Origin of the sequence: Mesorhizobium sp. J428 (assembly GCF_024699925.1) — a bacterium.
In the GTDB taxonomy this organism is placed as follows: domain Bacteria; phylum Pseudomonadota; class Alphaproteobacteria; order Rhizobiales; family Rhizobiaceae; genus Mesorhizobium_A.
Map to the genome: position 1 here is coordinate 3380157 of NZ_JAJOMX010000001.1, position 19796 is coordinate 3399952.

Here is a 19796-nt window from a genome sequence, read left to right on the forward strand (position 1 = left end):
GTTGCATGTGCGTGTGGGGCCGCCTGGCGCGGACGATGCTCACCGCCAGGTCGCGCGGGCCCTACCGGATGGGCGGCGAAAGCCGCCTTTCGTTCCGCTGCCTGCCGACCGACATCGACACGAACCTTCATCTGAACAATGCGCGCTACATGATGCTGGCCGACATCGGCCGCATCGACATCTTCCTGCGCGCCGGCCTGTTCACGCTCGCGCGCGAGCGCCGCTGGGCGCCGATGATGGGCGGCCTGCAGGCGGTCTACGTTCGCGAGATCAGGCTCTGGAAGTGGTTCGAGGTGGTCTCAACGGTGGAGACCTGGGAAGATACGCAGATGATCGGCCGCCATCGTTTCGTGCTGGACGACGGCCGCACCGCCGCGCTCGTGATGACGACGGCGGGCGTGTATGATTCTACCGGGAAGCGCTTCGTCCCGATCGATGAGATCATTTCCATTCTCGGTCACGAATACACGCCACGCCGCCCGACCGAGGAGGAGCGCATCTTCATGGCCTCGCATGCGGGACTGCGCGCATTGGCGAAGGGTTGATAGCGGGGCATACGTCCATCTAGTGTGCTGCGCCGCTCGAAACCGACGAGGATAAGCCGCACATGCCCACCATCGACTACTACATGACCTGCGTTTCGCCCTGGACCTATCTCGGCCATCGCCCCATCCAGCAGGTGGCGGAGCGCCACGGCGCGACACTGGTCGTGAAGCCGGTCAACCTCGGCGAGATGTTCAAGGTGTCGGGCCAGGTCGCGCTCGGCGAGCGGCCCGCGGTGCGCCAGCGTTATCGTTTCATAGAACTCCAGCGTTTCGCCGAGATGCGCGGGCGCAAGCTCAATCCGAAACCGAAATTCTTTCCCGTCAATCCGACACTGGCCGATCACGCGATCATCGCGATCCTTCAGTCCGGCGGCGATCCACTCGCCTACATGGACAGCGTTTTCAGCGCGGTCTGGGCGGATGAAAAGAACATTGCGGACGAAGCGACGCTGGCCGAACTGCTGAAGGCTGCGGGTTTCGACGCGGACGCGATCCTGGCGCGTGCGAATGAGCCGGAGACCGCTGCGATCCGGGCGCGAAACACACAGGACGCCGTCGACGTCGATGCGACTGGGGTTCCCTCCTACGTGCTCGCCGGCGAGCCGTTCTGGGGGCAGGACCGGATCGATCTGCTCGATCGCGCCCTCTCTTCCGGCCGGGTGCCCTTCAAGCCGCTGTGAGTTAAGCGCCTCGCGACTGGACACTCCCGGAGCGGAGAGCTACATACAGGTAAAGGTATTTTTTCCTGTTCGTGGACGAGCCTATGCTCTCGCATGACCGTGTTTGGGCTGCCATCGACGCGCTCGCGGAGCGCTATTCGCTCTCCGCATCTGGCCTCGCCAAGCGCGCCGGACTCGATTCGACGGCGTTCAACAAATCCAAGCGGCAGTCAGTCGACGGCCGCCCGCGCTGGCCGTCAACCGAATCGCTCGCCAAGGTGATGGAGGCGACCGGAGCCTCGCTCGAGGAGTTCATCAATCTCGTGAGAGGGCCGACGGCCTCCGACAGGCTGCCGGCGCAGCCTGCCTCGGTGCCGCTGATCGGCTTCGCTCAGGCGGGCGCGGGCGGATTCTTCGACGATGCAGGTTTTCCTGCCGGGCAGGGGTGGGATCTGGTCGAGATTCCCGCGGGCGCCCGCGACGGCGCCTATGCGCTCCAGGTGCAGGGCGATTCCATGCTGCCTTTGTATCGCCATGGAGACCGGCTGATTGTCGATCCCAACGCAAGCATCCGCCGCGGCGACCGCGTGGTGGTGAAGACCCATGGCGGTGAGGTGATGGCCAAGGTGCTCGAACGGCGGACGAGCCGCGCGATCGAACTGATGTCGCTGAACCCCGAACATCCCGTCCGCACGGTGCCGACGACCGAAATCGCCTGGGTGGCGCGCATCGTCTGGGCCAGCCAGTAGGCCGGTGCGAAGCCTCCCCTCCTCATCTCGGCCGTCGGACTGGCCGGAGCCGTCGCAGCCCTTGCGGTCACGGCCTACAGCTTCGGCCGGCAGGAGCTGCGACCGGACCCGGCGAGCGAGATCCGCCAGTCGGTGCCGGGACGGCCGATGCCCGTGCCGGAGGTGCCGCCTGAACCAGCGAAGACCGATCGGGCGCCTGCTCCGCCTCCAGCGCCTTCGGTCACGGCCCAGGCAGAGCCTGTTCCGGCCTCGCCACCCCCTCCGCCTGCTGCTCCTTCGCCCCGTGCGGTCGGACCGTCGATCATCGCCGTTCCGCCGGTTGATCCGGGCACGCTCGAGCGCGTCGATCCGCGTCCGCCGCTGAGCGTGATCGCGCCGGCCGCGCCGCCGAAGAAGCCTCCGCCCAAGCCGCTCCTGTTCCAACCTGTCGCCGAGGCCGCGGGCGTGATCGCCGCGGGCGGGCGCACGATCATCATCTCGGATGTCGATGTCGTGGGAGATGGGGAGGCCTGCGCGCGTCCCGAAGGCGGCGAGTGGCCGTGCGGCCGCGCTGCGCGCACCGCGTTCCGCTCTTTCCTGCGCAGCCGTGCGGTAACCTGCGACTTTCCCGAAGGCGAGGTACCCGACCGACTGTCGACCACGTGCCGCGTCGGCCCGCGCGACATCGGCGAATGGCTGGTCGAGAACGGCTGGGCGCGGGCGAGCGGCGACAAATATGCGGGGAAGGCCATGGCCGCGCGGGACGCCGGTCGCGGCATCTACGGCAAGGGTCCGGCCGCCCTGCCTCCCGAGCTCTCGTCTCCGGTCGACCTGCCGGCGAGCGGGACTGCGCAGGAACCGGCGGAAGCCGGAGACATATCGATCCTGCCGCCCGAGACCGGCGCGTCGCAGTCGGACGGCACGTCCGAGGGGCAGCCCCCGGCAGCGCCGGAAGCTACCGGGCCGGGCGAAGCCTCGCCCGGTCTCAGCCCGCTGCCGCCGCCGTCTTCGCCGCTCCGCTGAGCTCTCCCGCCAGCGCCCGATCGATGAGGGCCGCGGTTTCCTTCGCGCCGTAGAGGGCGGCGAAGGAGCCGAAGCGCGGTCCGCGTTCCTGGCCGATGACCACCTGGTAGATCATCTGGAAGAAGGCTCCGGAAACGCCCGGCCCGCCGGTCGGGCTCTTCTTCTCGTGATCCTGGTAGCGCTCGATCTCGCGCGCCACGTCGAGCGCGGCGTTCTGGATCACCTCGCCGTCGGTGCCCGAGGGCAGGGCGCGCAGCTTGCCGGCGAGCTCCGCCAGCGCGGCGCGCTCGACTTCGTCCGGCGCGCGGTAGACTTTCGACGGCTTCACGAAGTCGTCGTAGTAACGGATTGCGTAGCCCGCGAGCCTGTCGAGCTCAGGATGCGTCTGCGCGGTCACGCCGGGCGCGTAGCGCGAGATGAAGCCCCAGAGCACGTTGCGGTCATGCGCGTTGGAGGCGCTGACGAGGTTGAGCAGCAGCGCGAACGTCACCGGCAGGTCGATCGGCGGCGGCTGGCCGTCATGCATGTGCCAGACCGGATTGCCGAGCCGCTCCTTCCAGTCCTGCCGCGGATAGGCGGAGAGGAACGCGTAATACTCGTCCACCGCCTTCGGGATGACGTCGAAATAGAGCTTCTTCGCCTGGCGGGGCCGCTGGAACATGTAGAGGCCGAGACTCTCGGTCGGCGCGTAGGTCAGCCACTCGTCGATGGTCAGACCGTTGCCCTTCGACTTGGAGATTTTCTGGCCGACCTCGTCCAGGAAGAGCTCGTAGACGAAATGCTCCGGCGCGCGCCCGCCCAGGATCACGCAGATGCGGTCGTAGATCGCGGCATTGGTCTGGTGGTCCTTGCCGAACATCTCGAAGTCGACGCCGAGCGCCGCCCAGCGCATGCCGAAATCCGGCTTCCACTGCAGCTTCACCGCGCCGCCCGTCACGGGCAGCGTCGTCTCGGTGCCGTCCTCGTCCTCGAAGGTGATCGTGCCGGCCTTGGCGTCGACGTGCTTCATTGGCACGTAGAGCACCCGGCCCGACTGCGGCGAGATCGGCAGGAAAGGGCTGTACGTCGCCTGCCGCTCGGGGCCGAGGGTGGGCAGCATGACGTTCATGATGTCGTCGTGACTTTTCGGCGGCCTTCAGCAGCACAGCATCGAACCGGCCGGACTTGTAGTAGTCGGTGGCGCTGGCGAACTCGTAGTCGAAGCCGAACGTATCGAGGAAGCGCCGCAGCATCGCATTGTTGTGATGGCCGAAGCTCTCGTAGTCGCCCCCGAACGGGTTGGGCACGACGGTGAGCGGCATATGCAGATAAGGTTCGAGGAAGGCGCGGTCCGGCACGTTGTCCGGGATCTTGCGCATGCCGTCCATGTCGTCGGAGAAGCACAGGAGCCGCGTCGGCACCTTGTCCTCGGTCAGCACGCGGAAGGCATGCCGCACCATCGACGTGCGCGCCACCTCGCCGAACGTGCCGATGTGCGGCAGGCCAGACGGCCCGTATCCGGTCTCGAACAGGATGGTCTCAGGCCAGTCGCGCCCCTTGTAGCGGGCGACGATCTTCCTCGCCTCCTCGAAGGGCCAGGCTTTGCTCTCATGCGCCGCGGCAACGATCTCGGGCGTTATGATGGGAGCGGGGGCGGTCATGACATCTACCTTGTTGGCCGGCTTCGGCGCGGCTTGCTAGGTGCATTTGTCTGACGGTGTCAAGGAAAAGCCGGATCAATCGGTGCGCGACACGCGCTTCAACCGCGCCTCGGAATGCATCTTGAGCAGAAGATCGCGGATGTGAATGAAGAAGCGCGGCGGAAGGACCCCAAAATGAAACTGCCCCGGCTTGCTGCGCGACACCGGCCGTAGATCCGGTCCCGGCCAGATGAAGTCGTTGGCTTCGGTCACCACGACGTAAGATCGCTCACCGTCAAGACCGAGATGCGCCTTGACTTGTGGCGGCATTTCGACTGCTTCATCGCTTTGTTTTGGAATCGCATGGGTGATGGGCAACACCGTCGCGATGAGCAGGCGCGGTTCCAAGTTGCGGATTGCAGCGATGACGCAAGGCCGGTCCTTGAGGCCCTCGTCTAGTCCGGCACGGTCTTCAGACCACCACAGATACGAATAATTGATGACTAGACCGGGAATGGGAACCGGTAAGGTCAAGGCTTCCAATCGCCGAGCAGGGCGTCGAGGTGATCGAACTCCCCCGGAACCTTGCTGTTACGGATCGCTTCGAGTGTCGCTTCGTCGAAGTCGGCGACGGAACGAGCGATGCGCCCCTTCACGACGAGGTCGTACATTTCTGCCGACATCAGCACGGATTCCGCATGGCCGTCGCGAGAGATAGCGATCGGCTCAGCCTTGGCCTCTTCCTGAAAACGCTCGAAATCCCGTTGAAACTCGCTGGTCGAGACGATCCTGGTCATCAAAGCCATCTTTCCTGACGGCGGCTCGGCGCTTGTAACGGAGAAACACGCCGCCTACCTTCTCGTCCATAGCATAGGAACCGCATCGTGCCAAAACCCTCCGCCCATGAAGCCCTGATCTATCTGATGGTGGTGACCTCCGCCTCGGATCGAGAGATGAACGATGCCGAGCTCGCCCATATCGGCGATTCCGTGCAGTCCTGGCCGATCTTCATGGACTACGATCCGAGCCGGCTGGTCGAGGCCGCGCGCGACTGCCAGAAGCTGCTGCAGGAAGAGGGCGGGCTCGACAAGGTGTTCGGCCTAGTGCTCGAGAGCGTCCCGCTTCACCTGCACGACACGGCCTATGCCGCTGCCGTCGAGGTTGCGGTCGTCGACCGCGAGATGCGGCTGGAGGAGCGGCGGGTGCTGGAGCGCCTGCGGTCCTGGCTGGCGATCGATGCCGACACGGCGCGCGCCATCGAGATTTCGGCCAAGGCGCGCCATCGCACGCTGACCTGATGGACGCGCTGCCTTCCGAAGGTGCGGTCCGCCTCGCGGCGTTTCTCGCGATCTTCGGCGGAATGGCCGTCTTCGAACTCATCTCGCCGCGGCTCGAACGTCCCGAGATGGTCGGCGCGCTGAAGACGAGACGCTGGTTTACGAACCTGTCGATGGTCGTGCTGTCGTCCATTCTTCTGCGGCTGGTGTTTCCGGCGGCCTCTGTCGGTGCCGCGGTCTGGGCTGAGGCGAACGGCTGGGGCATCTTGCGCGCGATCGGCTTCGATCCGCTCATCGCCGGTATCCTGGCTTTCATCATCCTCGACTTCGCCGTCTGGCTCGAACATCTGGCGAGCCATAAGATCCCGTTGCTGTGGCGGATCCACCGCATGCACCACGCCGACAATGGCTTCGACGTCACGACCGGGCTGCGCTTCCATCCGCTGGAGATCCTGCTCTCCATGGTCTGGAAGGCCGCGGTCGTCGTCCTGCTTGGGCCTCCGGTCGTCGCGGTGCTGGTGTTCGAGATTGTGCTCAACGGGACGGCGATGTTCAACCATTCCAATGTCCGCCTGCCGCTGCCGTTCGACCGCGTGCTCAGGCGGGTCCTGGTGACGCCGGACATGCACCGGGTTCACCACTCGACCATCCGACGGGAAATGGATTCGAACTACGGCTTCAACCTTCCCTTCTGGGACAGGCTGTTCGGGTACCTACAACGATCAACCGGCCAAGGGGCACGACGCGATGGACATCGGGCTCGCCGAATGGCGGGACAACGAATCCGCGTCCCTCGTATGGTCGATGCGGCTGCCTTTCCGGCGCGGCGATCAGTAGAAGCTGACCGGGAAGTAGCGGAGGTAAAGCTCGGCAAAGGAGCCGTTGGCCTGCAGTTCGCGCAGCGCGAAGTTGAAGGCATCGGCAAGTGCCGCCTCCGACGGCCTGACCGCGATTGCGAGACCGAGGCCGAGCTGTTCCGGCGCGAGATAGGGGCCGCCGACGAACCGGCAGCACGCCTGCGAGTCCGAACCGACGAGCCAGAACGACAGCCGCATCCCGTCGCCGAAGGCGCCGTCGATCTTGCCGGCGCGCAGGTCCTCGTAGAGCCATTCGGGACGGCTGTAGGTGACCGGCTTCACGTCGCCGAAATAGCTGCGCAGGATCTTCTCATGCGCCGAGCCGGCCATGACCCCGATACGCTTGCCGGACAGGGCCACATGGAGAGGCTCGGCGACCGCATTCGCCTTCTGCATGACGAAGCGGGCGGGAAACTGGAGGTATGGCCGGGTGAAGACGTAGCTCTCCCGCGTGGCAGGCGTGATGGCGAGCCCGGCCAGGATCGCCTCGCCGTCGCCCTTCGCGAGCGCGTCTTCGAGTTCCGGCCACGGCAGGGCCTGGATCTGGCATTTGTCGCTGATGCCGAGTTCCGCGCAGATGCGCCGCGCCAGATCGACATGGAAACCGGCGAGCCGGCCTTCGGAATCGATGTAATTGAAGGGCGGGAAGTCGACGGTGGTCAAGAAGCGCAGCCGCTGGAGCCCTTCGAGCTGCGGCTTGGGCAATCGCTCCTTCGGGTCCCAGAAGTTGGGGATCTGCGGCTCCGCGGACAGGGCGGCTCCGCACAGCGTGGCCAGCACGGCCAGGATCGCCAGCAGTCGTGTCAAGAAGCTCTCCGGCTGTCTCCGCCGGATCGGGCCGGCGCACATGATCGATGCGGCATAGCATAGCGCGGGATTGCGGCAAACGCCGACACGGCGTCGACATCACACGGAAAAGTGGTGGCATTGACGGACGGGTGCGTCTTTGCAAAAGTGCAACCCATTGGGGAATTCGGCTGCTTGGGGCAGCGGCCGATCAACATGCATGAGCAGTTTTGGATCGGGGCAGTGTGCGGCGCCGGATGCGTGCGCGCGTGCGCCATGCTGCGGGGGCGTGCATGTCCGTTGCGGACGTGTCAGATGCAGGGGGAAGGACGGCGGCGGCTGCGTTCGGCGCACGCCTGCCTGCGCTCACGCCCCGGGCGCGCGCAGAACTCGACGAATGGTCGGCGCTGCTGCGGCGGCTGGGAGTCTCGCCGCAGCGTGCGGCCGATCTCGCCCTGACGGCCGAACGCTGTGGCACCAGCCTGCCGGACGAGCTGCTTGCCTCGGGCGCCGTGGACGAAAACGCGCTCTATTGTCAGATCGCGAAGAAGCTCGGCTTGGCCTTTCGGCCGCAGCTTGCGTCTCGTGAACTGCGGATCGACGCCGGCGACGCGCTCGGACTGTTGAAAGGCAACCAGTCCCGGCTGCTCCAGGTGATCGGCGCCGGCGGCTTCGTCACTTATGTCACGGCGCCGAGACCGGGTGATTGTCCTCGCATTCGGCGTCTGATCCAAGATGCGCCTGGGCTTGCCGAGCGCATCTGCATCGTGCCTCCGTCAGCCGTTCGCCGCGCACTGATCGAGATAGCCGCCCCGCGCCTCACGGCCGCCACCCGCGATGGGCTGTTCGCGGCGCAACCGCGCTTTTCCGCCAGGCTGGTGGCGAACGGCTGGCAGGGGACGCTGTTCGGCGGCCTCGTCGTCAGTCTCGCAACAGCGTTCATCTTCGCGCCAGTGTGGGCCCTGCTCGCCCTGCACCTGTGCGCGACCTTCTTCTTTTTCTGCTGCGTGTGGATACGGCTCGCCGCTGCGTTCGGAAAAATCTCCCGGCCGCGGGTGAGCGCGGTCGGCCTCGATCCTTCGACGCTGCCGGTCTATTCGATCGTCGTGGCACTGCGCGACGAGGCCGACGTGCTGCCGGATCTCCTGTCGGCACTCGGACGTATCTCCTGGCCGCGGGCGCGGCTCGAGGTGAAGTTCGTTTGCGAGGACGACGACCGCAGCACGATCGAGGCGCTGCGCGTGCACGGCCTGCGGCCTTGGGTGGAGATCATCGAGGTGCCGCGCGGCATGCCCGGCACCAAACCCAACGCGTTGACCTACGCACTTCCGCTCACACGCGGCGAGTTCATCGCGGTCTACGATGCGGAAGATCGGCCACATCCGCTCCAGCTCTACGAGGCGTGGAGCCGCTTCCACACGGAGGAAGAAGATCTGGCTTGCCTGCAGGCGCCGCTCGAGATCGACAACGGCGCGGCCGGCATCCTTCCGCGCATGTTTGCATTCGAATACGCGGCCCTGTTCCACCGCTTCCTGCCTTATCTCGCGAGGAAGGGGCTGTTTCTTCCGCTCGGCGGCACGTCCAATCATTTCCGCCGCTCCGCGCTCGAAGAGGTGGGCGCGTGGGATCCCTACAACGTCACCGAGGATGCTGACCTTGGTGTCCGCCTCGCGCGCTACGGCTACCGGACGGGCGTGATCTTCTCTCCCACGGGCGAGGAGGCGCCGGAACGATCGATCGTGTGGCTGAAGCAGCGCACGCGCTGGCTGAAGGGCTGGGCGCAGACATGGCTTGTCCACATGCGCAACCCGGCGGAACTCGCATCCGATATCGGCCTACGCTCCTTCGCTGCGGTCCAGATCCTGCTGGCAGGCCTGCTTGTCTCGTCGCTGCTGCATCCCATGCTGCTGGTGACGGGGATTTTTCTTGCGGCGAGGGCGATCGCTGCCGGGGGGGCTGACCCCGCTGCAGTTCTTTTTCTTCGCCATGGATGCCTTCAATCTCGTCCTGGGGCGGCGCGTTCCTGCTGCTCGGCTGGCGCGCGAGCCGGCCGCCGGCGCGGCGGGGGTTCTGGAAGATCGTCCTGTTTACGCCGCTCTACTGGATGATGATGTCCGCCGCCGCCTGGCGCGCGCTGTTCCAGCTGTTCACCCGCCCGCATCACTGGGAGAAGACGCCGCATGCGCGGCGCCGGCTTAGCCGCGCCGAGACAAAATCGGGCCGGGCTACAATCCGAGGAACGCCGGGCCGTCGCCAATGATCTTCGAATCCTCGGCGCCGATGACGGCCATGTCGCGCCCGGCATAGGGGATCGAGCGGAGGAGGCGCCGTATCACCGCGACCCGAGCCCGGCGCTTGTCGTTCGCGGCCACGATCGTCCATGGGGCATGCGTGCTGTGGGTTCGCTTGAGCATCGTGTCGCGGGCTTTGGTATACTCGTCCCACAGCTTCATGCCGGCGATATCGATCGGCGAGAACTTCCAGTTCTTCAGCGGCGAATGCCGCCGGTCGTGGAAGCGCTTCAGCTGCATCTCCTGGCCGATGCTGAGCCAGAACTTGAAGAAGCGTATCCCCTCCTTGCAGATGCGCTCTTCGAAATAGGGCGTCTCGTCGAGGAACTTCTCGTGCTGCTCGGGCGTGCAGAAGCCCATGACCGGCTCGACACCGCCGCGATGTACCAAGAGCGGTCGAAGGTCACGAATTCACCGGCCGTGGGAAAATGTGTCACATAGCGTTGATAATACCACTGCCCGCGCTCGGTCTCTGTCGGCTTGGTGAGCGCGACGTTGCGCGCGGTGCGCGGGTTCATGAATTGCCTGACAACGAATATCGTTCCGCCCTTGCCGGCAGCGTCGCGCCCCTCGAACACGATCATCACCCGCTCGCCCTTGTCTTGAAGCCAATGCTGCAGCTTCACGAGCTCTATCTGGAGCGTCTCGACCGTCTTGTCGTATTCCTTGCTTGCCAGCTTGTCGTCGTAGGGATAGCCGCCCGACTTCAGCGCATTCTTCTCGACCCAGTCCGGCAGCTTCGGATTGCCGACATCGAAGGTGCGCTCCTTGCCGCCGATCTTGAGTTTCACCTTCTCGGACGGCTGGTCCTCGGTCTTCGCCATGCTGCGGGCACCTTTTTCTCGTTTCAACTCATGCTATTGGGAGGGGGACGCGCGTAAAGCGCGTTGTCGCCGGACCGTGATGGTCGAGGATGGACAGGGTGCCGGCCGCGAGGGCCGCGGGTTTGCCGAGGGGCAGATGGAAGGTTCCGGCCTGGGTGAAAACGTGACGCACCGTCTCCTGTCGGCGCGCTGGATCCTCATCGCCTCCATCGCCGGCATCTTTCTCGTCGCGTCGCAGGGAGGCGCGGGCTACGGGCTTGCGGCCGCCGTCTGCGCCATTGTCATCGCGGTGACCGCGTTCGCGCCCCGCCGCAGTCTGCGCGAGCGCCGGGCGGATCGAGATGCCGAGGCCAATCGGCCGGCGCTGGCCTCGATGACCGCCGAGGCGCTGGCCGCCGCCGTCAGCGACCCGATGGTCATTTTCGACCGCAGCGGCTCGGTCGTCCATGTCAACAGCGCCTGCGCGGTGGCCTTCGCGGGCCTGTCGCCGGGCACGTCGCTGTCGCTGCGCTTCCGCGCGCCGGAAATGCAGGAGATGATTGCCAGGGCGCTGGCGCAGGGACGGCCGCTGTCGATCGACTATTCCGAGAAGGTGCCGGTGGAGCGCTTCTTCCGGGTGACCGTGTCACCCGTGGGCGACGGCGGCGACCGCTTCGTGATGATCTTCAAGGACCAGAGCGAAATCCGCCGCATCGACCGCATGCGGGCCGACTTCATCGCCAATGCGAGTCACGAACTGCGCACGCCGCTGGCCTCGATCTCGGGATTCATCGAGACGCTGCGCGGGCCGGCAAAGAATGATCCTGCGGCGCGCGAGCAGTTCCTCCAGATCATGCAGGCGCAGACCGCGCGCATGGCGCGGCTGATCGACGACCTGCTCTCTCTGTCGCGGCTGGAGATGAAGCCCTTTCTCAGCCCTTCGGACCGGGTCGACCTCAAGCCGCTGATCGAGGGCGTCATCGACGCGCTCAATCCGCTGGCGGAGGAGTCCGGGGTGCGGATCGACGCGGTCCTCGGCGGCGATCCGCTGACCGTGGCGGGCAATCGCGACGAGCTGATCCAGGTGTTCGAGAACCTACTCGAGAACGCCTGCAAATATGGCCGCAGCGGCGGGCTGGTGGAGGTGACGGTCAACCGCGCCGGGCAGCAGAACGGCATCGACATCTCCGTGCGCGACCACGGTCCCGGCATTCCGGAAGAGCACATTCCGCGCCTGACGGAGCGCTTCTACCGCGTCGACGTCGAGACGAGCCGCGGCCAGAAGGGAACCGGCCTCGGCCTCGCGATCGTCAAGCACATCCTCACCCGCCACCGGGCGCGCCTCACCATCGGGTCGCGGCCGGGCGAGGGGGCAACTTTCACGGTTCATTTCCCGCCCGCCGGCATCTGAATGAAACACATGACGGCTTCTTTTTTCCGTCATCGCCATGCTTTAGCGTGTCGATTCAACCTGTCGGAGGTTTGAAGACGCTCAATGCAAACGCAGCACATCGTTCGGGCCTATGATTCCGACCTGAAATATCTGGCAAGCCGGATCGCCGCGATGGGCGGCCACGCCGAGCGGATGGTCGAGCAGGCCGTGCAGGCGCTCGTTACCTCCGACCTCGGTCTTGCGAAGAAGGTGGTCGAGGACGACGCGGTGCTGGACGAGGGCCAGCGCGAGGTGGACGAGAAGGCGATCGTCGTCATCGCGAAGCGTCAGCCGATGGCCGACGACCTGCGCGAGATCATCGGGGCGATCCGCATCTCGGGCGACCTCGAACGCGTCGGCGACCTCGGCAAGAATATCGCCAAACGGGTCGTCGCCGTGACCGAGACGCAGCAGCCGCTCAGCCTGTTCCGAGGCCTGGAAGCGCTCGCAGAGCTCGCGCTGACCCAGCTCAAGGAGGTGCTCGACACTTACGCGTCGCGCTCGATGGATCGTATCCGGTTCGTCCGCGACCGTGACGACCAGATCGACGCGATGTACACCTCGCTGTTCCGCGAACTCCTCACCTACATGATGGAGGACCCGCGCAACATCACCGCCTGCACTCATCTCCTGTTCTGCGCCAAGAACATCGAGCGCATCGGCGATCACGCCACCAACATCGCCGAAACCGTCTACTACGTCGTCACCGGCCAGCAGATGCCGCCCGAGCGCCCGAAGGAGGACAAGAGCCACAAGGTGATGCTCGAGGACCTGGTGGACGATTGAGCAGCGCAGATCCAACGTAAGAAAGGCGGCTCATGGCCGCCTTTTCTTCATTTGGGTTGGCCCAAGGCCGCCTATCGGTTGCGGCGGCGCTCGGCGGCGGGCTGGAAAGCCAGCTTCGCGTGATATTTGCAGTAAGGGCCCGTCTCGGCGGACTCGTTGCCGCAGAAAGAGAAGTCCTCGCTCAAGGGATCGCCGTTGGGCCACTTGCAGGTGCGCTCGGTCAGTTCCACCAGGCGCAGCCGGCGCGAGATCGGCACGACGACGTTGTTCTGCACCGGGCGGATATAGGTCTGGGCGACCGCCTCGGTGTCGAACTGCACCTGCAGCGCCGTGGCTCCGATCGAAGCGGGCATGGAACGGGTCTGGCTCGACATGCGGCCTGCAGACTTGGACACACTGCCGGCGCTCACGGCAGCCTTTGGCGCCTTCTTTTGCCGTGCCGGCGCGGCGGTCGCCCGCCCACGGCTCGACAGCTTGAGCCGATGGACCTTGCCGATCACCGCATTGCGGCTGACGCCACCGAGGCTCGCCGCGATCTGGCTGGCGCTCAGGCCCTCGCTCCAAAGCTTCTTGAGAAGTTCGACGCGCTCGTCATTCCAGTTCATCTATCACGATCCTCGCGAAGTCATGCGGAGCAGGAATCCGAAAGCAACCCGGTAAACCGGGCAATACCACATCTATTCGGATTGATTGGTCCGCCGCACGAAATCTGGTATTTTGTTGTCCTTAAACTACCGATCGCTGGACTCCGTGACAAGAGTCCCGGATGCAACACGAATCGGATTTTTCGGTTTTCCCCAACTTGGGGCAGGGTGCCTGTCGATAGACCGGCAAAGCATCGGACGGCACGCGCCCACCTGCTATCCCTGCATTGACATCGCGGGCGAAAAAACCAATATTCCGCCAGCAGGCCGCCCCTCGGGCGGCTTTTTTGATTTGGGGTTTGAATTCGGCGAAAACAAGGTCCGCGCAGGAAGCCGGGCCACAATGCCGCGGATGGTGATGATGAACAGTGGAGCCCTCTTCGAGACCTTTGCACGTGCGCCTTTGGCCTTCGAGCGAGGCGAGGGTTGCTGGCTCACCACCACGGGCGGCGAGCGATATCTCGATTTTGCCGGCGGCATCGCGGTCAACTCGCTCGGGCATTGCCATCCGCATCTGGTCGCGGCGCTGACCGAGCAGGCCGGGAAGCTGTGGCACGTCTCGAACCTCTACAATGTTCCGGGCCAGGAGCGGCTTGCGGAACGTTTGGTCGCAAACAGCTTCGCCGACCGCGTCTTCTTCACCAATTCCGGCGCCGAAGCGTTGGAATGCGCGATCAAGACCGCGCGGCGCTACCACTATACGAACGGGCATCCCGAACGTTTCCGCATTATCACCTTCGAAGGTGCCTTCCACGGCCGCACGCTGGCGACGATCGCCGCCGGCGGCCAGAAGAAATATATGGAGGGCTTCGGTCCCAAGGTCGAAGGCTTCGACCAGGTGCCGTTCTTCGATCTGGAGGCGGTGAAGGCTGCGATTACACCGGAGACGGCGGCGATCCTGATCGAGCCGCTGCAGGGCGAGGGCGGCATCCGCGAACTGCCGCAGGGCGGCCTCGCTGCGCTGCGTAAGCTGTGCGACGAACACGGCCTGCTGCTCGTCCTCGACGAGGTGCAGACCGGCGTCGGCCGCACCGGCAAGCTGTTCGCCTATCAGTGGACGGATGTCGAGCCTGACATTGTGGCGATCGCCAAGGGGATCGGCGGCGGCTTCCCGATGGGCGCATGCCTGGCGACGGACGCAGCCGCCTCCGGCATGACGGCCGGCACGCACGGCACGACCTTCGGCGGCAATCCGCTGGCCATGGCCGTCGGCAATGCCGTGCTGGATGTTGTCCTGTCCGACGGCTTCCTCGACGAGGTGAGCCGCAAGGGCCTGCTGCTGAAGCAGGGCCTGGCAGCTGTCGCCGACGATTTCCCGCAGGTGGTGGAAGGCATTCGCGGCGTCGGCCTCATGGCCGGCCTCAAATGCCGGATGCCGAACACCGACGTGAACAAGGCGCTGCGTGGGCAGCACCTTCTCGCGGCGCCCGCCGGAGACAATGTCGTTCGTCTCCTGCCGCCTCTGATTGCCGACGACGACGAGATCCGCATCGCGGTCGACCGCATCCGCGCGGCCGCGGCCAACCTCGCCGCAGCGATCGACAACGCCGCCTGAGGCGGGAGAGTTTCATGAGTATACAGCCCAGACATTTCACCGACCTCTCGCTGGTGAGCGCCGAGGATCTGCGCCGCATCCTCGACGACGCCAAAGTGCGCAAGGCCGCGCAGAAGGCCGGCACCGCCGAGCAGCCGTTCGCCGGCAAGGTGCTGGCGATGATCTTCGACAAACCGTCGACCCGCACCCGCGTGTCCTTCGACGTCGCCATGCGCCAGCTCGGCGGCTCGACCATCATGCTCACGGGCGCCGAGATGCAGCTCGGCCGTTCGGAATCGATCGGCGATACGGCGCGCGTGCTGTCGCGTTACGTCGACGCCATCATGATCCGCACCACCGCGCATGAGCGCATGACCGAGCTGGCGGAGAATGCGACGGTGCCCGTCATCAACGGACTGACCGACGACACCCATCCGTGCCAGATCATGGCCGACGTGATGACCTTCGAGGAGCATCGCGGCGCCGTGAAGGATCGCGTCATTGCGTGGTCGGGCGACGGCAACAACGTGCTCCATTCGCTGATCGAGGGCTCGGCGCGCTTCGGCTACAAGCTGAACATGGCGGTGCCCGAGGGCAGCGAGCCCGAACAGCGCTATGTTGACTGGGCGCGCAAGAACGGTGGCCGGCTGACAGTAGGTCATTCGCCGGAGGAGGCGGTCGCCGGCGCGGACGCTGTCGTCACCGATTGCTGGGTCTCGATGAACCAGGAGCACCGCGCCCGCGGCCACAACGTGTTCCTGCCGTTCCAGGTGAATGCCGACCTCATGGCGAAGGCGAAATCCGACGCCCTGTTCATGCACTGCCTGCCGGCGCATCGCGGCGAGGAGGTCACCGACGAGGTGATCGACGGGCCGAACTCGGTGGTCTTCGACGAGGCGGAGAACCGCCTGCATGCGCAGAAGGCCGTGCTCGCATGGTGCCTTTCCGGAGCAGTCTGACGTGATGGAACCGAAACTTGGCGAGTTCGGCTTCGCCGGCGACGACCATGTCGTGCCGTTCGAGGTCGCTCCGCTCGACGTGCGCGGCCGCATCGTGCAGCTCGGGCCGGCGCTCGACCACATCTTGGCCCGGCACGACTATCCCGAACCGGTGGCGCGGCTGCTGGCCGAGGCGATGGTGCTGACAGTGCTGCTCGGCACGGCGCTGAAGTTCGAGGGCAAGTTCATCCTCCAGACCCGCTCCGACGGTCCGGTCGACATGCTGGTGGTCGATTTTGCCACGCCGTCTGCGATGCGCGCCTATGCTCGCTTCGACGCGGACCGTTTGGCCGAGTTCGTCGCCGCGGGCACGACCGCGCCGCAGGACCTGCTCGGCAAGGGCGTGCTCGCCATGACCGTCGACCAGGGCGAATACATGCAGCGATACCAAGGCATCGTCGAACTCGCCGGCCAGTCGCTGGACGAGGTGGCGCGCACCTATTTCCGCCAGTCGGAACAGATCCCGACCGATGTGCGCCTCGCGGTTGCGCGCCATGTCGTGCGCAGCGAATACGGACCCGACGAGCGCTGGCGCGCCGGTGGCCTGATCATCCAGTTCCTGCCCGAGGCCCCGGAGCGGTTGCGCCTGCCGGATCTGCCGGGCGGCGACGGCGATCCGGGCCAGGATTTCTCCGAGATTGCGGATGGAGCATGGCACGAGGCCGTGACGCTGCTGTCGACGGTCGAGGCGTCGGAACTGCTCGACCCGACAGTCGAGTCCGAGCGGCTGCTCTTCCGGCTCTTCCACGAGCATGGTGTGCGCGTGTTCGAAGGAGTTCCGGTGCTCGACCAGTGCTCCTGCTCGCGCGAGCGCATCCGCGGCATTCTGGAGGGCTTCACGGCCGAGGAGATCGCCGATTCCATCGAGGACGGCGAGATCAGGGTCTCCTGCGAGTTCTGCTCGAAGAAATACGAGTTCGACCCAGCCGAGTTCGTCACGTCTAATTGACGGTGCGGATCACGCCCGGAAGGTCCAGCGAAAAGGCTGGGATCGTTACGTCGAACAGCGCGCCTTCCTCATTGCGCATCGTGTAGTGGCCGGCCATGAAGCCGGTCGGCGTGGTGAGCGGGCAGCCCGACGTATACTGGTAGGTGTCGCCGGGATTGAGTTCGGGCTGGTCGCCGACGACGCCCGGGCCGCGCACTTCCTCGACCTTGCCGTTGCCATCGATGATTCGCCAGTAGCGCGTCAGCAACTGCACGAAGCCTTCGGAATTGTTCGCGATCGTCACCCGGTAGGCCCACACATAGCGGCTCTGCTCCGGATCGGAGCGGTCCGGCATGTAGATCGGCTCCACCTCGACTTCGATGTTGCGCGTGACGGCGCGGTACATGATGGTTTCCTGCAGTTGCCCTCGAAGTGTCGCCGAGCGCCTGCCGCCGGTCAACAGTCGATGAAGGTGAGGAGGTCCGATGCTCGACGGTTGGGCGCGCAGACGCATCGACCCGGCGCTTGATGCGATTGCCGGCGCGCTGCATGCGGCCGGCATATCGGCGAACGCGGTCACTCTCTCCGCCTTCGCGATCGGGGCCGGCGCTGCAACCGCTATCGCCCTCGGCCATCTCTGGGCCGGCCTCGTGCTCATCTTTCTCAGCCGCCTGTGCGACGGCCTTGACGGGGCGGTCGCGAAGCGGGCCGGGCGGACCGACCTCGGCGGCTATCTCGACATCGTGCTCGACTTCTCCTTCTACGGCATGATCCCGCTCGCCTTCGTGATCCTCGATCCGGCGAACAACGGCGTTCCCGGCGCAGTCCTGCTCGCCGCCTTCTACGCCAATGGCGCGAGCTTCCTTGCCTTTGCCGCGATGGCCGAGCGGCGCGGCATGAGCAGCGACGCACGAGGGCCGAAATCGCTGTTCTTCACCACGGGTTTGGCAGAAGCAACGGAGACGCTCGGCATCTTCGTCGCCTTCTGCGTGTTCCCGGTTGCGTTCCCCGTCCTGGCCTATTGTTTCGCAGCGATGACGGCGCACACGACGCTCTCACGCCTCATACTCGCATATCGACTGTTTGGAGAGACCAATGGATCGTAGGTCCGTCAGCTCAGGTTCCTATCTCGAACCGATCCTCGGCTTCACCCGTGCGGTGAGGATCGGGCAGCACATCGCCGTCGCCGGCACGGCGCCGATCCTCGTCGAGGGCGGCACGGCGGCGAAAGGCGACGTCTACGGCCAGACGATCCGCTGCCTCGAAATCATCGAGAAGGCAATCGTGGATGCAGGCGGAACGCGTGGCGACGTGATCCGCACCCGCATCATGCTCACCGACATGACCCAGTGGCGCGAAGCGGCGCGGGCGCACGGCGAGTATTTCGCCGAGATCCGGCCCGCCACCACCGTGGTCCAGGTCGTCGGCTTCGTCGACCCGGACTGGCTGGTCGAGCTCGAAGCCGACGCGATCGTCTCCTAGACTGCCGCCTTCAGCGCGCGGTCGAGATCCTCGATGAGGTCGTCCGTGTCCTCCAGGCCGACCGAGAGGCGCAGAGTGCCCGGCCCGATGCCGAGCTCCGCGCGCGCCTCGTCGGTGAGGTTCTTGTGCGTCGTCGTCGCCGGGTGGGTGATCAGGCTCTTGGCGTCGCCGAGATTGTTGGAGATCTTGACGATCTCCAACGCATTGGAGAGGGCGAACGCCGCGCTCTTGCCGCCCTTCACGTCGAAGCAGATCAGCGTCGAGCCGCCCTTCATCTGCCGGGCGATGATGTCGGCCTGCGGATGGTCCTTGCGCCCGGGATAGACCACGCGCGAGATGCCGGAATGATCTGCCAGCCAGTCAGAGATCTTACCGGCGCTTTCCGTCTGCTGCCTGACACGCAGCGGCAGCGTTTCCAGGCCCTTCAGGAGGGTCCAGGCGTTGAACGGCGACAGTGACGGGCCGGTGTGGCGGAAATAGTCGTGCAGGTTCTTGTCGATCCATTCCTTGTCCGAAAGGATCACGCCACCGAGGCAGCGGCCCTGGCCGTCGATATGCTTGGTCGCGGAATAGACGACCACATGCGCGCCAAGCTCCAGCGGCTTCTGCTGCAACGGCGTGGCGAAGACGTTGTCGACCACCACGCGGGCGCCGATCGAGTTGGCGAGCCTGGCCACAGCCGCGATGTCGACCACCTCCAGCGTCGGATTGGTCGGGCTTTCGAGGAAGAACAGCTTGGTATTCGGCCGTACCGCCTTCTCCCATTCCTCCTGCTTCGTGCCGTCGACCAGTGTGGCGTCGATGCCATATTTCGGCATCAGAGTCTCGATGACCCAGCGACAGGAACCGAACAGGGCACGTGCCGCCACGACATGGTCACCGGCCTTGACCGAGCAGAGCAATGCCGCCGAGACGGCCGCCATTCCCGAAGCGGTCGCGCGCGCGTCCTCGGCGCCTTCCAGCGCACACATGCGCTTTTCGAACATGTCGACGGTCGGGTTGGCGTAACGCGAATAGATGAAACCCGGCTCGTCGCCCTTGAAACGGGCTTCGGCGCTCTCGGCCGTCTCGTAGACATAGCCCTGCGTGAGATAGATCGCCTCGGAGGTCTCGCCGTGATGCGAGCGCGATGTGCCCCCATGCACGAGAGCCGTCTGCGGCCGCCAGTTCCTGTTCGCCATGTCCCAAAACCCCAACAACAAAAAACCGGCCGCGAGAAGTCGCAACCGGTCCACAGAGCCTTGCGGCCACACGGTCCTTTAGCGACTTGTTTTACGTGGCTGCAAGCCGACCGGCCAAATCACCACGGGATAACCGCCTCATAGACCTGTGGCCGACTTGCGTCAATCCGGCTGATCCGTAGAGATTCGCGGCGAGCCTGGGCGTGCGGTCCCGGCTGCCGTC

19 protein-coding genes, 3 pseudogenes and 1 riboswitch are annotated in these 19796 nt (G+C 65.4%); of the genes and pseudogenes, 14 read left to right on the forward strand and 8 right to left on the reverse strand.

Annotated features, from left to right (window positions below):
- The first annotated feature begins 5 nt into the window (after positions 1-5).
- The 4 genes from LRS09_RS16975 (at position 6) to LRS09_RS16990 (ending at position 2955) form a co-directional block, all read left to right on the forward strand.
- On the forward strand, positions 6-545 hold the full coding sequence (locus tag LRS09_RS16975; protein WP_257808003.1) for a thioesterase family protein: 540 nt from the start codon (positions 6-8) through the stop codon (positions 543-545).
- 62 nt (positions 546-607) lie between these two features.
- Positions 608-1225 carry a 2-hydroxychromene-2-carboxylate isomerase gene (locus LRS09_RS16980; protein ID WP_257808004.1) on the forward strand — a complete coding sequence of 206 codons (618 nt, stop codon included), beginning with the start codon at positions 608-610 and terminating at the stop codon, positions 1223-1225.
- A gap of 83 nt (positions 1226-1308) precedes the next feature.
- The gene (locus tag LRS09_RS16985) at positions 1309-1953 is read left to right on the forward strand and encodes a helix-turn-helix transcriptional regulator (protein WP_257808005.1); all 645 of its coding nucleotides are present in this window, start codon (positions 1309-1311) and stop codon (positions 1951-1953) included.
- Positions 1954-2100: 147 nt separating this feature from the next.
- Positions 2101-2955, forward strand: coding sequence for a thermonuclease family protein (locus LRS09_RS16990; protein ID WP_257808006.1), 855 nt, complete (start codon positions 2101-2103; stop codon positions 2953-2955).
- On the opposite strand, the pseudogene LRS09_RS16995 reads toward LRS09_RS16990, so the two are convergent.
- The 3 genes and pseudogenes from LRS09_RS16995 to LRS09_RS17005 all read right to left on the reverse strand — a co-directional run bounded on the left by LRS09_RS16995 (position 2918) and on the right by LRS09_RS17005 (position 5371).
- Positions 2918-4595, reverse strand: a pseudogene (locus tag LRS09_RS16995) (lysine--tRNA ligase). The gene LRS09_RS16990 and the pseudogene LRS09_RS16995 overlap by 38 nt on opposite strands.
- Positions 4596-4670: 75 nt before the next feature.
- Positions 4671-5108, reverse strand: coding sequence for a hypothetical protein (locus tag LRS09_RS17000; RefSeq protein WP_257808007.1), 438 nt, complete (start codon positions 5106-5108; stop codon positions 4671-4673).
- Entirely contained in the window at positions 5105-5371 is a 267-nt protein-coding gene (locus LRS09_RS17005) for a type II toxin-antitoxin system Phd/YefM family antitoxin (protein ID WP_257808008.1), read from the reverse strand. The genes LRS09_RS17000 and LRS09_RS17005 overlap by 4 nt, the downstream gene beginning before the upstream one ends.
- 87 nt (positions 5372-5458) lie before the next feature.
- Between LRS09_RS17005 and LRS09_RS17010 the strand changes: the two genes are divergently transcribed.
- A complete protein-coding gene (locus LRS09_RS17010; RefSeq protein ID WP_257808009.1) occupies positions 5459-5872 on the forward strand; it encodes a tellurite resistance TerB family protein in 414 nt (137 codons plus the stop codon).
- Positions 5872-6688, forward strand: a pseudogene (locus LRS09_RS17015) (sterol desaturase family protein). Before LRS09_RS17010 ends, LRS09_RS17015 begins: the two are co-directional and overlap by 1 nt.
- Here the strand turns inward: LRS09_RS17015 and LRS09_RS17020 are convergent.
- A complete protein-coding gene (locus LRS09_RS17020; RefSeq protein WP_374684851.1) occupies positions 6682-7557 on the reverse strand; it encodes a transporter substrate-binding domain-containing protein in 876 nt (291 codons plus the stop codon). The pseudogene LRS09_RS17015 and the gene LRS09_RS17020 overlap by 7 nt on opposite strands.
- Positions 7558-7787: 230 nt before the next feature.
- Between LRS09_RS17020 and LRS09_RS17025 the strand changes: the two genes are divergently transcribed.
- Positions 7788-9602 (forward strand): glycosyltransferase family 2 protein, encoded by a 1815-nt coding sequence (locus tag LRS09_RS17025; protein WP_257808010.1) that lies wholly within the window; start codon positions 7788-7790, stop codon positions 9600-9602.
- Between the two features lie 117 nt (positions 9603-9719).
- Here the strand turns inward: LRS09_RS17025 and ppk2 are convergent.
- A pseudogene (gene ppk2, locus LRS09_RS17030) lies at positions 9720-10609 on the reverse strand (polyphosphate kinase 2).
- A 136-nt stretch (positions 10610-10745) separates the two neighbouring features.
- Here ppk2 and LRS09_RS17035 point away from each other — a divergent pair.
- Both LRS09_RS17035 and phoU read left to right on the forward strand, forming a co-directional pair.
- Positions 10746-11999, forward strand: coding sequence for an ATP-binding protein (locus tag LRS09_RS17035; RefSeq protein WP_257808011.1), 1254 nt, complete (start codon positions 10746-10748; stop codon positions 11997-11999).
- A gap of 84 nt (positions 12000-12083) precedes the next feature.
- Positions 12084-12806, forward strand: a complete 723-nt coding sequence (gene phoU / locus LRS09_RS17040; protein WP_257808013.1) for a phosphate signaling complex protein PhoU — start codon at positions 12084-12086, stop codon at positions 12804-12806.
- A gap of 71 nt (positions 12807-12877) precedes the next feature.
- On the opposite strand, the gene LRS09_RS17045 is transcribed toward phoU, so the two are convergent.
- Entirely contained in the window at positions 12878-13411 is a 534-nt protein-coding gene (locus tag LRS09_RS17045; RefSeq protein WP_085464099.1) for a GcrA family cell cycle regulator, read from the reverse strand.
- Positions 13412-13811: 400 nt separating this feature from the next.
- Here LRS09_RS17045 and LRS09_RS17050 point away from each other — a divergent pair, with 400 nt between their 5' ends.
- Genes LRS09_RS17050 through LRS09_RS17060 form a run of 3 tightly spaced genes read left to right on the forward strand, consistent with a single transcriptional unit; the run spans position 13812 to position 16931 of the window.
- Positions 13812-15005, forward strand: coding sequence for an aspartate aminotransferase family protein (locus LRS09_RS17050; RefSeq protein WP_257808015.1), 1194 nt, complete (start codon positions 13812-13814; stop codon positions 15003-15005).
- Positions 15006-15019: 14 nt separating this feature from the next.
- Positions 15020-15943 (forward strand): ornithine carbamoyltransferase, encoded by a 924-nt coding sequence (gene argF / locus LRS09_RS17055; protein ID WP_257808016.1) that lies wholly within the window; start codon positions 15020-15022, stop codon positions 15941-15943.
- Positions 15944-15947: 4 nt separating this feature from the next.
- Positions 15948-16931 carry an Hsp33 family molecular chaperone gene (locus LRS09_RS17060; RefSeq protein ID WP_257808017.1) on the forward strand — a complete coding sequence of 328 codons (984 nt, stop codon included), beginning with the start codon at positions 15948-15950 and terminating at the stop codon, positions 16929-16931.
- Here the strand turns inward: LRS09_RS17060 and apaG are convergent.
- On the reverse strand, positions 16924-17316 hold the full coding sequence (gene apaG, locus LRS09_RS17065; protein WP_257808018.1) for a Co2+/Mg2+ efflux protein ApaG: 393 nt from the start codon (positions 17314-17316) through the stop codon (positions 16924-16926). The two genes, LRS09_RS17060 and apaG, sit on opposite strands and share 8 nt — an antisense overlap.
- Before the next feature lie 79 nt (positions 17317-17395).
- Here apaG and LRS09_RS17070 point away from each other — a divergent pair, with 79 nt between their 5' ends.
- Together LRS09_RS17070 and LRS09_RS17075 are read left to right on the forward strand one after the other, a co-directional pair.
- Complete coding sequence (locus tag LRS09_RS17070; protein WP_257808019.1) at positions 17396-18016, forward strand: CDP-alcohol phosphatidyltransferase family protein; 621 nt, start codon at positions 17396-17398, stop codon at positions 18014-18016.
- Positions 18006-18392 carry a RidA family protein gene (locus LRS09_RS17075; protein ID WP_257808020.1) on the forward strand — a complete coding sequence of 129 codons (387 nt, stop codon included), beginning with the start codon at positions 18006-18008 and terminating at the stop codon, positions 18390-18392. The genes LRS09_RS17070 and LRS09_RS17075 overlap by 11 nt, the downstream gene beginning before the upstream one ends.
- On the opposite strand, the gene LRS09_RS17080 is transcribed toward LRS09_RS17075, so the two are convergent.
- The gene (locus LRS09_RS17080) at positions 18389-19573 is read right to left on the reverse strand and encodes an O-succinylhomoserine sulfhydrylase (protein ID WP_257808021.1); all 1185 of its coding nucleotides are present in this window, start codon (positions 19571-19573) and stop codon (positions 18389-18391) included. The two genes, LRS09_RS17075 and LRS09_RS17080, sit on opposite strands and share 4 nt — an antisense overlap.
- 58 nt (positions 19574-19631) lie before the next feature.
- Positions 19632-19709: riboswitch (SAM riboswitch) on the reverse strand.
- Between the last annotated feature and the right edge of the window lie 87 nt (positions 19710-19796).